Here is a 16739-nt window from a genome sequence, read left to right on the forward strand (position 1 = left end):
TGGTAAATGGCAAATTAAATATACGGAGGAAATTATGTTAAAATCAGAAGAAAAACAAGCAATAATCAAAGAATACCAACTAGAAGAGAAAGATACAGGTTCTCCAGAAGTACAAATCGCAATCCTATCTAAGAGAATTGCAGATCTTACAGAACACTTAAAAGCAAACAAGAAAGACCACTCTTCAAGAAGAGGTCTTTACAAGATGATTAGACGTAGAAAAGGTATGTTAAATTACCTAAGAGACAATGATATTGATAGATATAGATCAATCGTTGAAAGATTAGGTTTAAGAGGTTAATTATTGGGCGGGGTTTTACCCGCCTTATTTTATATAAAAAAAGTAATTAGGAGTGAAGATGGTAAAAACTTATAAATACGAATCAAAATTAGGAAAAGATTTTGAGATAACCATAGGCAAGTTCGCCGAACAAACCAATGGTGAATGCTACATAAGATGTGGCGATACATCATTACTTGTAACAGCGGTTGCAAGTGAAAAACCAAGAGAAGGAATAGACTTTTTCCCATTAATTTGTGACTTCCAAGAGAAATTATATGCAGTAGGAAAAATACCTGGAGGATTTCTAAAAAGAGAAGGCAAGGCAAGTGATGAAGCAACCCTAATCTCTCGTCAAATGGATAGGCCTCTTAGACCACTTTTCCCAGAAAATTATTACAATGATGTTCAAATTATAGCTACAGTTTTGTCTATGGATGAAGATAATCTTCCTGATCCTCTTACAACAATCGGTGCATCAATTGCCCTAGGCATATCCGATATACCTTTTTATGGCCCAGTTGGAGCTTGTATGGTAGGTAAGGTTGATGGAAAATTAATAATTAATCCTAGCAAGGAAGAAAGAGAAAAATCCACCCTTGAGCTTACTGTTGCAGGTAAGAAGGGGGCGATAAACATGGTTGAAGCTGGAGCTTGTGAGCTTTCTGAGGAAGAAATGCTTGAAGCTATGCTTCTTGCCCTAGAAGAAATTGGCAATATTTCTGACTTTATCCAAACTATAATCGATGATATAGGTAAGGAAAAAATCGAAGTAGCTCAAATCGAAGAAACAGAGCTTGATAGAAAAATCTCAGAAGACTTTGAGGAAGATATTAAAAATTCAATTAGGACTACCGATAAGACAGAAAGAGAAGCTAATATCTTTAGGATAGAAGAAGAAGCTAAGGAAAAATACCTAGAAGCTTATCCTGAAAGTGAAGATGAAATTCACAGAAGAATAGATAATATCATGAAAAAGGAAGTTCGTCGTATGATTTCTATTGATAAGATTAGACCAGATGGTCGTGATCTTACAGAAATTAGACCACTTTCTGCTGAGGCTGGACTTCTTCCTAGAGTTCATGGATCTGGACTTTTCCAAAGAGGACAAACTCAAGTTCTCTCAGTAGTAACCCTAGGTTCTCCTGCTGATGTTCAAATAATTGACGGATTAAATAGGGAAGAAATCCAAAAAAGATATATCCACCAATACAATTTCCCACCATTCTGTGTTGGCGATATAAGACCTCTAAGAGGTCCAGGTCGTCGTGAAATTGGTCATGGACGCTTGGCAGAAAGAGCTCTTATTCCAGTTCTTCCTGACGAAAAAGACTTCCCTTACACTATAAGAGTTGTATCAGAAGTTTTATCATCAAATGGATCAAGCTCTCAAGCTTCAATCTGTGGTTCAACCCTTTCTCTAATGGATGCAGGAGTTCCAATAAGAAAACCTGTTGCAGGTATTGCTATGGGTCTTATCAAAGAAGATTCTTCTATCTCAATCCTAACAGATATCCAAGGTCTAGAAGACCACCTTGGTGATATGGACTTTAAGGTAGCTGGTACTCGTGATGGAATCACAGCCCTACAAATGGATATGAAAATAGACGGTATCACAAGAGAGGTCCTAGAAGAATCTCTTAACGATGCTCACAGTGCTAGGATGAGAATCTTAGATGTAATAGAGGCTGCCATAGATAAGCCAAGAGATGACATCTCAGAGTATGCACCAAGACTTTTTACAATAGATATAGATCCAGAAAAGGTTCGTGATGTAATAGGTTCTGGTGGAAAGACCATCAACAAGATTATTGATGCTACTGGAGTTAAGATTGAAACAGAAGATGATGGACACATCACAGTTGCTTCAAATGATGGAGAAAGTGGCAAGAAAGCTATAGAGATGATCAAGGCTATAGTTACAGATCCAAAAGCTGGTGATGTTTATACAGGCAAGGTCGTAAGGATAATGAACTTCGGCGCCTTTGTAGAAATAGCTATTGGTAAGGAAGGCCTCCTTCATATTTCCCAAATCGACCATCACAGGGTAGAGAAAGTCGAAGACGAACTTAAAGTTGGAGATGAGGTTAAGGTAAAGGTTACTGAAATAGATAGACAAGGAAGAATCAATCTTTCAAGAAAGGCTCTTTTAGAAAAACCTGAAGCCTGGCCAGTAGATGAGTCACCATACAGGAAAAACGACAAAAAAGAAAAGTAATTAACTTAGTGGAGCTGTTGTAATTAATAAGATTAAGAAATCATTATAGAATCAAGCGAATTGTCTCGAATGTAGTTTTGGTCAATTTGCTTGAGATATCATGGTTTGATTTTATTTTACACAGCTTCATTTTTTGTATATTTTATCATATAATAAAAGTAGAGGTGAAAATGACTAATAGAAATAATAATAGAATTAGAAAAAAATCAAATAAAAAATCACCCAACAGGTCAGTAGTTAGAAAGATTAGGGAAAATAAGTTTGATTTAGGCAAGTTTTCCATGCTAATGATGATTCTCCAAGTTTTATTATTTGTCTTTATTTTATCATCAAATACAGGAATTTTGGGAGATGTTCTTTCAGACTTTTTTGCTAAAATTTTTGGGAAATTTTCCCTTGCCTTTCCAGTTATTGTCTTTATGACTTTTTTTGCCATTAGAAGGGGAAGTTATAGGAATAATCTTAGGAGATTTTTCCTCCTATACCTTATTTATCTAGTTACTCTTGCTATTTTTTCGAGAGCCTTTATTAGAAATGAATTAGCCTGGTCTATTCAATATTCTGCCAGTCAGAAGGCTTATGGAGGCGGGGCAGTAGGTGGAGCAGTTTGCTTTTTCCTAGTTGGCCTTATTGGAAACCTTGGCATGTATATAGTTTATGCTCTTTCTATCTTCGCCCTAATAATAGATTTAAGTCCCCTAAGCTATGGAGACTTCTTTACTAAAGTTAAAGAAGTCTTTGGAGCTTTTGGAAGATATCTTAGAAATTTTTATAGGGATCTTATGGATAGCTTTGATAAGGATGAGAAAGAAGACTTACCTAGAAAAGAAACTAAAAGAAAAGAAGAGGACTTAGGAAAAATCGAAGAAAGAGCAACAGAAGCTAATAAAGAAAATCTGGTCGAAGAAAAAAGAAAGCCTGTCAAAAACTTTGACCTCGATAGCCTGGGGGATGCTTTGGTAAATAATTATAAGTCAAGACAAGTTAAGCTTAGTGACTTTAATGAAAACTTTAGGAGAGAATTTGGCGATTATAACTACCCATCAATAGATTTGTTGGAAGATAGGAATGAAGATGGGGGAGTAGATGATAAGGAGATAAGGCAAAGGGCCATAGCCATAGAGGAAACTTTGGATTCCTTTGGTATAGATGGCAAGGTTGTCCAAATTGATGTCGGTCCTACTGTAACCTGCTATGAGCTTAAACCTCAAAGGGGAGTTAAGGTTAGTAAGATAGTAAACTTATCTGATGACCTAGCACTTGCCCTTGCTACAAGCGGGATAAGGATTCTTGCACCAATTCCTGGCAAAAGTCATGTGGGTATAGAAGTGCCAAATGACAAAAAGGAAGTAGTCGGACTAAAGGAGATTTTCTCATCAGAAAAATTTGTCAAGTCCAAATACAAGATTCCCTTCGCCATGGGCAAGTCCATCTCAGGTGATGTGGTTGTATCTGCCATAGAGAAGATGCCTCATCTTTTGGTATCGGGGGCAACAGGATCTGGTAAATCAGTTTGTATCAATACCATTATCATGTCCATCCTCTACAAACATTCGCCAAATGATGTAAAACTTCTTTTGGTAGACCCAAAGGTAGTAGAGCTTTCAATCTATAATGGAATCCCTCACCTAATCATGCCGGTTATAACAGATCCAAAGAAGGCTTCATCATCCCTCTTCTGGGCCATAAGTGAGATGGAGAAAAGATATAAACTCTTTGAAAAAAATCATGTCAGAGATATAGTTGGATATAAGAAAGCTCAAGAGTCTGATGATTCTATGGAAAATCTTCCATATATTGTAATAATCATTGACGAGCTTGCGGATTTGATGATGACAGTAGGAGCTGAGGTCGAAGATTATATAACAAGGCTTGCCCAAAAATCAAGGGCTTGTGGAATCCACTTGATAATCGCAACTCAAAGGCCAACCGTTGATGTCATAACTGGAACTATTAAGGCTAACATACCTTCAAGGATTTCCTTTGCAGTAACAAGTCAAATCGACTCTAGGACAATCTTGGATGCCCAAGGAGCAGAAAAACTCTTAGGTAAGGGGGATATGCTCTACGCTTCAAGTGATTCAATGAGACCTGTTAGAATCCAAGGAGCCTTCGTCTCAGATGATGAAGTAATAAGTGTAGTTAGGGCGATCAAAGAAGGAAATGACACCAACTACGATAAAGAAGCCATAGAAAAGGTCGAAGAAACGGCAGCTAATAATAGCGAAATGACTGAAGATGAAGATGAGCTAATCAACGAAGCTATCGAAGTAATAATAAATGAAAAGACTGCTTCAGTATCCATGCTTCAAAGGAAGTTAAAAATCGGCTATGCAAGGGCTGGAAGGCTAATTGATCAATTGGAGCAAAGGGGTGTAGTCGGTGGCTATGAAGGTTCTAAACCTAGGAAGGTCCTCGTTGATAGGTCGTATTTAGAAGGAGAAAAAAATGAATTTAGCAAATAAAATAACCCTAATGAGACTCTTTTTGATACCAGTCTTTGTTATAATATTTATGATTTCTGGAAGAGATATGAACTTGGCAGCTATAGTTTTTGTTATAGCAAGTCTTACAGATGCACTTGATGGTCATATAGCTAGAAGTAGAAATATGATTACGAATTTTGGTAAGTTTACCGATCCCTTGGTAGATAAGGTCCTAACCATGGCAGCCTTTTTGGTCTTGGTAGAAGATAATACAATCCCTGCTTGGCCAGTAATAATAATTATATCAAGAGAGCTAATCATAACAGGCTTTAGGACTCTAGCAGCTGATTCTGGAATTACAATTGCTGCAAGCATGTGGGGCAAGGCAAAGACTACTAGCCAGATGATAGCCCTAGTTATGCTTTTGTTAAATGTGGAAGTTATTAATAAGCTAGGCATCTATGTCTTCTACCTAGCCCTTATATTAACAGTTATATCAGGTCTAGACTATCTTGTAAAAAACAAAAAAGTTTTGGACTTAGAAAATATTTAAAGGTCAACTCTACACTAGCTTGTAGAGTTTTCTTATGCCCTTTTCTTTAAGAAAAGTAAAAAAATGATATAATAAGATTAATAGGTAATTATAGTTTATAGAAAAAATAGAGGAGAGTTTATGGATAAAGAGAAACAAAAGGCCCTAGACCAGGCTTTTAAGAATATAGAAAAGAAATATGGTAAGGGTGCTATTATGAAGATGGGTGATGCTCCAAGAGTTTCGGTATCTGCTATACCAACTGGGGCTGTCAACCTCGATATAGCCCTCGGTATCGGTGGAATCCCAAGAGGAAGGGTCATAGAAATTTTTGGTCCAGAATCTTCTGGTAAGACAACCCTCGCCCTCCACATAGTAGCCGAAGACCAAAAGCAAGACCAAACCTGTGCCTTCATAGATGCAGAGCATGCCCTAGATGCAGAATATGCAGAAAACTTGGGTGTCGATATAGATAATCTTATCTTATCACAACCAGATACAGGTGAGCAGGGTCTTGATATAGCAGAAAGTCTAGTAAGAAGTGGAGCGGTTGATCTAATTGTAATCGACTCAGTTGCAGCCCTAGTGCCAAGAGCTGAAATCGAAGGAGAAATGGGAGATAGCCATGTTGGTCTTCAAGCAAGACTTATGAGTCAAGCCCTAAGAAGACTTACTGGTGTTATAGCAAAGTCAAACACAACAGTAATCTTTATCAATCAATTAAGAGAAAAAGTAGGAGTAATGTTTGGATCTCCTGAAACCACACCAGGTGGTCGTGCCCTAAAGTTCTATTCATCAGTTAGACTTGATATAAGAAGAATTAAGACAATTACCCAAGGAGATGATTCAATAGGATCTAGAACTAGGGTTAAGGTAGTAAAAAACAAGGTAGCTCCTCCATTTAAGGTAGTAGAATTTGATATCATGTATGGTAAGGGAATATCAAAATCTGGAGTTCTCCTAGATACAGCAGTTGACCTTAACATAGTTGATAAGGCAGGCTCTTGGTTTTCTTATAAGGACGAAAAACTCGGCCAAGGTAGGGAGAATGTAAAAGATTATCTTGAAGCAAATCCAGAAATTATGGCTCAAATTGATAGTGATGTTCGTAATACTATACAAGTAGCTGATGATGGAGAAAAAACAGAAGAAGTTGAAAATATAGAAAATGAAGATTAAAAATAAGCTCTTGCAAGGATAAAAATGCTTGCAGGAGCTTTCTTTTTAGATATAAGTCTTAGAGGAAACTTAGTTGATTTAGGTCTCTTTTTGAAAGTTTTGATAGGGAAATACCAATCAGTCTTAAACTTTCACCCTCATATAGGTCGGCTAAGAGCTTTTTAGCTTCCTTGTAAATGTCTTTAGCCTTATAGATGGGTTCTTGGAGTGTGATGGCCTTACTACGAGTGTGGAAATTTTCATCCTTTATTTTGAGATTGACAGTTTTTGCCTGGATATCCTTTATTTGCATCTCATCTTCTATTAGTTCGGACAGATTTCTAAGATAAGAGTCGAGAATCTTTAGCTCTTTTGTGTTTTGGGTGAAAGTTCTTTCCTTGCCTATCGATTTTCTAAGTCTATTGGGATTGACAGCTCTCTTGTCGACACCCCTTATAACTTGATAGATATAGGCCCCTTGCTTGCCAAAATTATCAAGCAAATACTCCCTATCTAATTTCAATAAATCTTTCACCTTATATATGCCAATCTTATTTAGCCTTTCACTTGTCTTTTTTCCGATACCATGAACCTTATTTATAGAAATTTCTGGCAAAAACTTATCTAGGTCATCTTCCCCTATCATGGTTATACCATGGGGTTTTTTCCAGTCGCTAGCAAGTTTTGCGAGAAACTTATTGTAGGAGATACCGACTGAAATACTTATACCAGTATCTTTAAAAACCTTATTTTGGAGAATTTGTGCTCGAATTAGGGGATTTTTGCTTTCAACTACTATGTAGGCCTCATCAATTGAAACTTGCTCCATTAGCCTTGTAAATGACTTAATGATAGAGAATACTTCCTTAGATTTTTCCCTATAATATTTGTGGTCAACTGGCAAAAGAATTAGGTCTGGGCAAAGTTGTTTGGCCATAAATACCGGCATAGCTGAGTGAAGGCCATACTTTCTTGCCTGGTAGTTGGCAGTAGTAAGGATTGACTTATTGGAAAGTCCTCCCACAGCCAGGGGAAGATTTTTTAATTTTGGATTTCTTAACTCTTCGCAAGATGCATAGAAGGCATCACAATCTAGGTGGAAAATATATTTCATATAGCCATTATACTGCTTATAAAAAATTAAGCTTCCTATAGCCTAGAAAGCTTTGCCTAAAAAGCTTATATAAAGTATCATATACTTATGAGAATAGATAAATTTTTGAAAAATGCAAGAATCATTAAAAGAAGGCAAGTTGCTAAAGAGGCTTGCGAAAATGGAAAAGTAAGTATTAATGAAAAGCTTGCTAAGCCAGGCAGCCTAGTTGAAGAAGGGGACCTTGTAGAAGTAGTTTTTGGTAAATCAAAGCTCAAATTTAGGGTGACTTCTTTGATAGATGGGGCAAAAAAGAACAATGCTATAAGCATGTATGAGGTGATTGATGACTAAGAAGAATTCATATTTTAAAAAACGCAGGAAGAAAAACCAGAAATTTTTAATCACTATTGTATCAATTATGGTTTTGGCGGCAGGCTCTTTTAACTTATATAATAGGGCCTTAGATAGGGAATTTGCCAAAGTTAATAAGGATATAAAATCCCTAACAAAGAAAAAAGAAGAACTTCAAATATCCATTAATGGCCTTAAAGAAGATTATGAAAATAGAAACACTGACGAATTTAAGGAAAAAATCGCTAGAGATAGGCTAGATATGGTCAAAAAATCTGAAGTGGTTTACCAAGATGACAATAATAAATAAGCTAAGAGAATGCATTATAGAAAATAAGCTTATAGATGAAGGCGACCATATAATAATAGGCGCTAGTGGGGGACCAGATAGTCAGTTTTTGATTTATGGGCTAAAGGATTTGATGAAAGAGATGAATTTTACCATTACCCTTGCTCATCTTAACCACCTACATAGGAAGGAAGCTATTTTAGATGAACAATTGGTAGAGGCTACTGCCAAAAAACTTGGCCTTGACTTTAAGAAGAAGGCTTGTAGTATGGATTCCTATGCCAAACAAGAGGGTCTTTCTAGTGAGGATGCTGGAAGAAGACTTCGATATGAGTTTTTTAGACAGCTAAAGGGAGATAATCCCAAGGCAAAAATTGCCGTAGCCCACAATTTAGACGATCAAGCAGAAACCGTTCTCATGAGAATAATAAGGGGAACGGGTATTGAGGGACTAAGGGCTATGGATTACAAAAATGATGACATAATTAGGCCAATCCTTGATATAAGAAAATCTGAGATTCTAGCTTACCTCAATGAAAATAACATTGCCTATGCCATAGACAAGACAAATCTCGAAACTGATTATACTAGAAATAAAATAAGGCTTGAGCTTATTCCAAGTATTGAGAAAATCAACCCGAATTTTAAAAGTAGCCTCGTGAATTTATCAAAGCTCTCTAGGCAAGAGATTGAGATAAGCGAGGCTTATCTAGCAAATATTTATGAAGAATGTCTAAGTCTTAGACAAAAAGATGCTATTAGCTTTAAGAAAGATAAGTTCGAAGCCCTAAGTAGGGCTTTAAGGGCAAGAATCATCAGATATGCTATTTTTGATTTAAAGAAAAAAATCAGGGATATATCCAAGGAAAATATAGACTCATTTTTGGCACTTACATCCTTGGCTAATGGCAAAGCTATTATTAAGGATGATTTAGTTTTCTATAAGTCTTATAATTTCTATAGGCTAAGTATAAATGAGGGAAAAAATCTAATGCCAAGCGATGAGGCCTACCTAGATATAGGAGAAAGCCTATCTTTTGGAGCTAAGATTATTAGCCTAAGTGAAGTTACAAATTATGATAAAAAATCCTCCCGCAATATCGAATATTTTGATAGGGATAAGTTGACTTTTCCCTTGAAAATAAGATATAGGAAGGCTGGCGATAGATTCAAACCACTTGGCATGGACCATAATAAAAAACTCAAGGACTTTTTTATTGACTTAAAGGTTGATAAGTTCAAGAGGGATAAAATTCCCCTAATTTTATCAGAAAATGATATAATATGGGTGACATCTTTTAGGAGTTCGGAGGATTATAAGATTGATCCTTCTACAAAAAATATAGTAAAGATTGAGGTAAAGGATGATAACTGATTACAGCGATATAATTGAGAGAGTTTTGATTGATGAAGATAGCTTGCACAAGAAGATAAAACAATTGGCACAGACTATCAATACTTATTATGCTGATAAGGGAACTCTAATACTTGTGGGAATCCTCAAGGGATCAGTGATGTTTATGTCAGAGCTAGCTAAGGAGCTAAAGGTAGATCTTATGATGGACTTTATGATTGTTTCATCATATGCTGAGAATACTTATTCTAGTGGCAATGTCAAAATTTTAAAAGACCTTGATATAGATATCAAGGATAAGGAAGTGCTAATTGTCGAAGATATAATCGACACTGGCTACACCTTAAAAAAGACTAAGGAAAATTTAATTAATAGGCAAGCAAAGGATGTAAAAATCGTAACCTTGCTCGATAAACCTGAAAGAAGAGAAGTAGAAATCAAGTCAGACTGGTCAGGCTTTAAGATTCCTAACGAGTTTGTAGTTGGCTTTGGTCTAGACTACAATCAGATGTATAGGAACCTACCATACATAGGTGTAGTAAAAAGATCAGTTTATGAAAATATAGAAGATGCTAAATAGGTCTTATGGCCTATTTTGTTTTGAGGAGGAAAAATGGGAAAGAGTTTAGATTCAATGATAGTAATTTTGTATGGGGCAATAGTTGTATTTTTCTTATATAGGATATACAAATTACTGGGATACAGAAAGAGCCTTAGTGGAGAGATTAAAAGCTTTGATAGACCATCATCAAGTTTTGAGATAATTTTATTTTCAGTCCTAATTATTACCGGTGCTGTAAACTTATATGCAGGTTTCCAACAAGGAAATAACAAAAATATGTTAACCTCAGTAATTATGATAATTCTTGCTTTTGTATTTATGATATCAACAAAGGCTAAGTTAATGATAGGAGAGAATGCTATTATAGCAAATTCAAATCTAAGAAGCTACAAAGAGATTAGAAAATGGGGCTTTGATACCAAAAATTCTGAATTAATTCTCCTTGTTAAAGACCAAAAAGGAGAGCTTAGGGAAACCACCAAGGTCAAGAAAGAAGATATTGAAGAAATAAATAGCTTAATTAGAAGATATAAGTTAGGCAAGTAAGCTTGAAATTTCGTCCGATAACCGTATCATATAAGAGTTAATTTGAATGTAATTTGGAGAATTTATGTTATTAGTAATTGATATTGGAAATACGAATACGGTTATTGGTGTTTATGAAAATGAAGAATTAAAATCTAGATTTAGAGTGGCGACTGATTTAAAAAAAACTAGTGATGAATTGGTAGCTACTTTATTTAATATGTTGGCAATTAAGCAAATTGCAGTAGAAAACATCGAGGATACTATAATGAGCTGCGTTGTGCCAGATGTTATGTATAACTGGCAATCAGCTAATAGGAAGCTTTTTGATAGGGAAGCTATTGTAGTAGATTCAGATACTCCTACTTTTTTGACTATCGATTATGAAAACCCAAGAGAAGTTGGAGCAGACAGGATTGTCGATGCTGTAGCAGCCTATAGCAAGTATGGTGGGCCTGCCATAGTTGTCGATATGGGTACTGCTATAACCTTTGATGTTGTTACAGAGGATAAGAAATACTTGGGTGGATCTATAGCACCTGGTATAAGAATTGCTCAAGATGGGCTTTTTGGGGCAACTGCAAAACTTCCAAAAATTGAACTAATGGTTCCTACTAGTGCCATAGGTAAGAACACATCAGAAGCTATCAACGCTGGTATAGTTTATGGTTATATAGGCATGATTGACAGCCTAATAGAAATTCTAGAAAGAGAAATGAAAGAAAAATATGGAATTGACGAGAGCGATATTACCGTTGTTGCAACAGGAGGCTTCTCAGAGCTAATTTCTCAATCTAGTAAATTTATAGAAATTATTGAGCCAGACTTGATGCTTGAAGGACTTAGAATTATTTATGAGAGAAATAAAAATCTCTAATTCTCTGATTCTTGCACCTATGGCTGGAGTAACTGATTCAGCCTTTAGGCAAATTTGCGAAGAAAATGGCTGTGATAAGACCTTTACAGAGATGGTTTCAGTAAATGCCCTTGATTTTGATAATAGGGCAACAGAAGAGATTATGTATAGGTCCAAGGCAGAAAAAAATGTCAACATTCAAATATTTGGCAAAGACACCGATATTATAGAAAGGGTAGTAAAGGAAAAGATTAATCCCATAGAAGAGTTCAAAGAGATAAGCTTTAATATGGGATGTCCTGCGCCTAAAATATTCAAAAATGGTCAGGGCTCAGCCCTTATGGCCGACCTAAAGAAAGTCTATGCTATTGGCAAATGCCTAGTTGATTCGACAAATAAAATTGTCAATGTAAAGTTTAGACTAGGTATAGATGATTCTTCAAAAAACTATATAGAAGTCGCAAAGGCCCTAGAAGATGCCGGAGTCGACTATGTTATTCTTCATGCCAGAACCAGAAACCAACAATATTCAGGAAAGGCTGATTGGACTGCTATAAGGAAGTTAAAAGATTCCCTTGGAATTCCAGTAATAGCCAATGGTGATTGTTTTAGCGTAGAAGATTATAAAAATATCCTAGAAGTAACGGGAGCTGATGGAGTTATGCTTGCAAGAGGAGTTATGGGTAATCCCTTCCTCTTTAGGCAAATCAAGGATTATATCCAGGGAAAAGAAATTACAAGGATAGGCTTTGATGATATATTAAAGACTATCAAAAGACAATATGAACTTTCCCTCGCCTACAAGGATGAAAAACTTGTGATAAATCAAATGAGAAAACATGTCGGCTGGTATATCAAAGGCCTTCCATCCGCTGCGACTTACAGGGCTAGGGTGAACAAATTAAAAACTACAAGAGAAATTTTTGACTTGTTAGAAGAATATAGAAAAAATTTAGAGGATAATTATGACAGAAAATAAAGAAGTAATATTAAGTAAAGAGTATTTAGAAAAGTTAGAAGACGAATTAGAATATCTAAAAACTAAAAAGCGTCCAGAAATTGCAGAAAAGATAAAAATAGCAAGAAGCTTTGGAGACCTTTCAGAAAATGCCGACTATGATGAAGCAAAAAATGAGCAAGGTGAAATAGAATCAAGAATCGCCAAAGTAGAAGATATGATTAGAAATGCCAAGACTATCGAGGTTAAGGAAAACTCTGATGAAGTCGGTGTTGGTAATACTGTAACTGTTTATGACGAGGAATTTGACGAAGAGTTCGACTACAAGATAGTAGGAACTGCCGAATCAAACCCCCTAGAAGGATTTATTTCTAACGAATCTCCAGTAGGAGCTGCCCTTATAGGCAAAAAAGTGAATGAAAGAGTCGAAGTAAGTACACCTAATGGAAAAATGTACTTTGTAATTAAAAATATTAAGTAAGGAGAGAACATGGCTGATAACAAAGATTTAAATGAGATGCTACAGATTAAAAGGGAGAAGTTGGAAGAGCTAAAGGCTCAAGGACTTGATCCTCACAAGGTTGTAAATTTTAAGGGAAGAATACCATCAAAAAATATCAAGGATGACTTTGAAGCCTATGATGGAAAAAATGTTAGAATTGCCGGAAGAATTATGGCCAAACGTGGACATGGTAACATGAGCTTTATGGATATCCAAGATGAGTCAGGCCAAATTCAAATTGTTAACCGCAAAAATGTTATCGGCGATTTATTCTCACAAGTTAAAAAATACGATATTGGAGATATAGTAGGAATAGATGGAAAGGTATTTAAGACCAACCAAGGAGAAATCTCTATTGAAACTGAAACTCCACTACTAATGACCAAATCCCTACAAATGCTTCCAGAAAAATGGCATGGCCTAAAAGACCAAGACCTAAGATATAGACAAAGATACTTAGACCTTATAGTAAATCCAGAAGTAAAGGATGTTTTTGTACAAAGAAGTTTAATAATCTCAGAAATCAGAAGATTTCTTGATGGCAAGGGCTTCTTGGAAGTAGAAACACCAATCCTAAACACCATAGCTGGAGGAGCTACTGCAAGACCTTTCATCACCCACCACAACAGTCTTGATATAGGTATGTATCTAAGAATTGCATCAGAGCTTTACCTAAAAAGATTAATAGTAGGTGGTTTCGATAAGGTATATGAAATAGGTAGGATGTTTAGAAATGAAGGAATGGATGCAACCCACAATCCTGAATTTACAACTATGGAATTATACCAAGCCTATGCTGACTTCGAAGATATGATGGAAATAACAGAAACAATGGTTGAAGCAGTTGCCCAAAAAGTAAAGGGCAAGACCCTAGTAGAACTTGATGGAAATGAAATTGAACTAAAGGCTCCATGGAAGAGAATATCAATGATTGAAGCCGTAAAAGAATATTCTGGAGTTGACTTTAACGAAATTACAGACTATGAAGCAGCTGTTGAAATAGCTAAGGAAAAGAATGTAGAAGTTAAGGGAAGTAGGGGAGAAATCATCGCAGAATTCTTCGATGAATTTGTAGAAGATAAGCTCATCCAACCAACCTTCATTATTGACTACCCTGTAGAAATATCTCCACTAGCTAAAAGAAAGAACGATGATCCAAGCCTAACTTACAGGTTTGAAGCCTTCATCAATGGAGCAGAAATTGCCAACGCCTTCTCAGAACTAAATGACGCCCTTGATCAAAAACAAAGATTCCTTGACCAAGTAGCCAAGAGAGAAGCTGGTGATGACGAAGCTCAAATGATGGACTACGACTTTGTAAACGCCCTAGAAATAGGTATGCCTCCAACAGGCGGTCTCGGTATAGGAATTGATAGATTAATCATGATTCTAACCGGTCAACACTCAATTAGAGACGTCTTGCTCTTCCCAACAATGAAGCCAATAGGCAAGGAAAAAGCAGAGGCTGATAAGCAAATAGCTAAGGATATAAGTGCTAAGGAAATTAAAATCGACCTATCAAAAGTAAAGGTAGAACCACTATTTGAAGACATGGTAGACTTTGAAACATTCTCAAAATCTGACTTTAGAGTTGTAAAAGTTAAAGCTTGCGAAGAAGTTCCAAAATCTAAAAAACTTTTGAAATTCACCCTAGATGATGGATCTGGAAAAGAAAGAACAATTCTTTCAGGTATTAAAGAATACTATGACGCAGAATGCCTAATAGGAAAAACCCTACTTGCGATTTGTAACCTTCCTCCTCGTAAGATGATGGGAATCGACTCAGAAGGTATGATTATATCTGCAATTTGCGAGTACGATGGAGAAGAAAAACTTAACTTAATAATGCTTGATGGAAATATTCCAGCAGGATCAAAATTATATTAAAGAACACGCTGATCATAAAACTGGGGTTTGTAATGAATCCCAGTTTAATTTTTTTAATTGGAGTAATAGAATTATTAAGCTATACAATAAAATCAATTTAAAGAATAATAAATATTAGATAATCACTGGCGATAGAAATTATAAACTCTATCGTCTTTTTTTACTCAAAATAAGGACGGAATAACACAAAAAATTCTCTAAAAACGCCTAATCAATGTAAGATAGAATGAAATCAATATTTATGCTATAATTAAATAAATCTAATACAGGAAAAATATGGATATTATGGCACTTAACTATAAAGCATTATGGATACAGTTAGCAAAAAAAGAATTAAAGAAAACAGATGTAATAGCTATGGCAGGACTTACTACAAATGTTATGGCTTAAATGGGCAAGGATAAACCAATAACATTTAAGAATTTAGAAAGAATATGTAAGGCTCTATCTTGCACTCATAATGATATTATTAGTTTTGAAGATTATTTAAAAAATGAAGGGGTAATAGAGGTAGGAAGTTCATGTTAGATAAGTATAAAAAATTAATGTCCTACATAGGGCCTTTTAAGAAAACCAGATTATTTATTTTATTTATATGTTCGCTCGATATTTTATTAGCATCCCTAACACCTTTTTTGATAGGAGAATTGATAAACATTATAAATAACGGAGAAGCGGTAGCTTTGATTATAAAGCAAGGCCTAATTACAATTCTTGTCGCTCTATGTTCTGGCATTTTAAATACATACCAAAATTATAAATGGCATTTGTTTTCTGTTGAATACCTAAATTACTTCAGGACTATCTTATTAAAAGCGGGACTTAACAAAGATACTAGCTTTTACAAAAATAAGAATGAAGACTATGCCACAAGAATCCTTCAAGATTCTCTGAATATTGCTGAGGATATAAGTATCGGACTTCCTATGCTTATATTAAATGTTTTAAGATTAGCTATTGTAATATTCTTTATGGTCAGGATGAATGCGAAGCTTAGTCTAATTCCTCTGACTGTGATTCCTATATACATTGTAGTATTTCATTTTATAAACAAGGACATTAGGAAAAGGTCAAAAGAAGAAAGGGAGGGATATTCCCTTATATCAAAAACTGTAAATGAATACTTATCTGGCATATTTGAGATTAAAATAAATAATAAGGAAGAGTTTTTTCTTGATAAATTTAAAGCCAAGATAAAAGAATATACCAATATTTTGAAGAGGATGAGGCTCTTGAGAGCTATATCCTATGGCTTTTCTACAATTATCACAGGAGCCTTGCCAGTAATTACCTTAGTAGTGGGCGGAATAATGGTATATAAAGGTAATCTTGAGATAGGATTTTTATTTTCTTTTTATGCCTATCTTGACTTTTTATACGAGCCTATGAACAACCTAATCGACTGGTACACAAATATCAATGTGAGCCTAGGAATGGCAGATAGGATTCTTGACTTCTTAGAATATGAAATAAGAAGCGAAGAAGGAATCAAGGTAAATTCTATAGAAAAAATACAAGTAAAAGACCTAGATTTTTCCTATGGGGATAAAGAAGTATTGAAAAACATCTCTTTTGACTTAAATAAGGGCGACATACTTGCTATTGTTGGGGAAAGTGGTTCAGGGGACAGTGATATAATGATGACAGATACAATAAATCCATTAAAATCAAAGTTTAAAGGCTTCCACAAAACTTTTAAACAAGACGATTTAGGATTAAGTCTGTCATCTTTTTTATTAAATTAA

At 35.4% G+C, this 16739-nt stretch carries 17 protein-coding genes; 16 read left to right on the forward strand and 1 reads right to left on the reverse strand.

Annotation, left to right across the window (positions count from 1 at the left end):
• The first annotated feature begins 34 nt into the window (after positions 1–34).
• From rpsO to recA, 5 genes are all read left to right on the forward strand, one after another.
• A complete protein-coding gene (gene rpsO, locus HMPREF0077_RS07165) occupies positions 35–301 on the forward strand; it encodes a 30S ribosomal protein S15 (protein WP_004837347.1) in 267 nt (88 codons plus the stop codon).
• A gap of 58 nt (positions 302–359) precedes the next feature.
• On the forward strand, positions 360–2498 hold the full coding sequence (locus tag HMPREF0077_RS07170; protein WP_004837348.1) for a polyribonucleotide nucleotidyltransferase: 2139 nt from the start codon (positions 360–362) through the stop codon (positions 2496–2498).
• A 170-nt stretch (positions 2499–2668) separates the two neighbouring features.
• On the forward strand, positions 2669–4963 hold the full coding sequence (locus HMPREF0077_RS07175) for a DNA translocase FtsK (RefSeq protein ID WP_004837349.1): 2295 nt from the start codon (positions 2669–2671) through the stop codon (positions 4961–4963).
• Positions 4947–5477 (forward strand): CDP-diacylglycerol--glycerol-3-phosphate 3-phosphatidyltransferase, encoded by a 531-nt coding sequence (pgsA, locus tag HMPREF0077_RS07180; RefSeq protein ID WP_004837350.1) that lies wholly within the window; start codon positions 4947–4949, stop codon positions 5475–5477. Before HMPREF0077_RS07175 ends, pgsA begins: the two co-directional genes overlap by 17 nt.
• 120 nt (positions 5478–5597) lie before the next feature.
• Entirely contained in the window at positions 5598–6635 is a 1038-nt protein-coding gene (gene recA, locus HMPREF0077_RS07185) for a recombinase RecA (RefSeq protein ID WP_004837351.1), read from the forward strand.
• Positions 6636–6693: 58 nt separating this feature from the next.
• On the opposite strand, the gene HMPREF0077_RS07190 is transcribed toward recA, so the two are convergent.
• On the reverse strand, positions 6694–7728 hold the full coding sequence (locus HMPREF0077_RS07190; RefSeq protein ID WP_004837352.1) for a DNA polymerase IV: 1035 nt from the start codon (positions 7726–7728) through the stop codon (positions 6694–6696).
• 87 nt (positions 7729–7815) lie between these two features.
• Between HMPREF0077_RS07190 and HMPREF0077_RS07195 the strand changes: the two genes are divergently transcribed.
• The 11 genes from HMPREF0077_RS07195 to HMPREF0077_RS07245 all read left to right on the forward strand — a co-directional run bounded on the left by HMPREF0077_RS07195 (position 7816) and on the right by HMPREF0077_RS07245 (position 16739).
• On the forward strand, positions 7816–8061 hold the full coding sequence (locus HMPREF0077_RS07195; RefSeq protein ID WP_004837353.1) for an RNA-binding S4 domain-containing protein: 246 nt from the start codon (positions 7816–7818) through the stop codon (positions 8059–8061).
• Entirely contained in the window at positions 8054–8371 is a 318-nt protein-coding gene (locus HMPREF0077_RS07200) for an FtsB family cell division protein (RefSeq protein WP_004837354.1), read from the forward strand. The genes HMPREF0077_RS07195 and HMPREF0077_RS07200 overlap by 8 nt, the downstream gene beginning before the upstream one ends.
• Complete coding sequence (tilS, locus tag HMPREF0077_RS07205; protein ID WP_004837355.1) at positions 8355–9725, forward strand: tRNA lysidine(34) synthetase TilS; 1371 nt, start codon at positions 8355–8357, stop codon at positions 9723–9725. The genes HMPREF0077_RS07200 and tilS overlap by 17 nt, the downstream gene beginning before the upstream one ends.
• Positions 9715–10284 carry a hypoxanthine phosphoribosyltransferase gene (hpt, locus tag HMPREF0077_RS07210; RefSeq protein ID WP_004837356.1) on the forward strand — a complete coding sequence of 190 codons (570 nt, stop codon included), beginning with the start codon at positions 9715–9717 and terminating at the stop codon, positions 10282–10284. The genes tilS and hpt overlap by 11 nt, the downstream gene beginning before the upstream one ends.
• A 33-nt stretch (positions 10285–10317) precedes the next feature.
• Positions 10318–10812, forward strand: a complete 495-nt coding sequence (locus HMPREF0077_RS07215; protein ID WP_004837357.1) for a DUF5673 domain-containing protein — start codon at positions 10318–10320, stop codon at positions 10810–10812.
• 64 nt (positions 10813–10876) lie between these two features.
• Entirely contained in the window at positions 10877–11668 is a 792-nt protein-coding gene (locus HMPREF0077_RS07220; RefSeq protein WP_004837358.1) for a type III pantothenate kinase, read from the forward strand.
• Positions 11646–12626, forward strand: coding sequence for a tRNA dihydrouridine synthase DusB (gene dusB, locus HMPREF0077_RS07225; protein ID WP_004837359.1), 981 nt, complete (start codon positions 11646–11648; stop codon positions 12624–12626). The genes HMPREF0077_RS07220 and dusB overlap by 23 nt, the downstream gene beginning before the upstream one ends.
• Entirely contained in the window at positions 12613–13086 is a 474-nt protein-coding gene (greA, locus tag HMPREF0077_RS07230) for a transcription elongation factor GreA (RefSeq protein ID WP_004837360.1), read from the forward strand. Before dusB ends, greA begins: the two co-directional genes overlap by 14 nt.
• A 9-nt stretch (positions 13087–13095) precedes the next feature.
• Complete coding sequence (lysS, locus tag HMPREF0077_RS07235; RefSeq protein WP_004837361.1) at positions 13096–14994, forward strand: lysine--tRNA ligase; 1899 nt, start codon at positions 13096–13098, stop codon at positions 14992–14994.
• A 390-nt stretch (positions 14995–15384) separates the two neighbouring features.
• Positions 15385–15522: a helix-turn-helix domain-containing protein gene (locus HMPREF0077_RS11175; RefSeq protein ID WP_004837363.1), complete on the forward strand. Its 138-nt coding sequence runs from the start codon at positions 15385–15387 to the stop codon at positions 15520–15522.
• A complete protein-coding gene (locus tag HMPREF0077_RS07245; RefSeq protein ID WP_004837364.1) occupies positions 15516–16739 on the forward strand; it encodes an ABC transporter transmembrane domain-containing protein in 1224 nt (407 codons plus the stop codon). Before HMPREF0077_RS11175 ends, HMPREF0077_RS07245 begins: the two co-directional genes overlap by 7 nt.

It is taken from the genome of Anaerococcus tetradius ATCC 35098, assembly GCF_000159095.1.
GTDB lineage: Bacteria > Bacillota > Clostridia > Tissierellales > Peptoniphilaceae > Anaerococcus > Anaerococcus tetradius.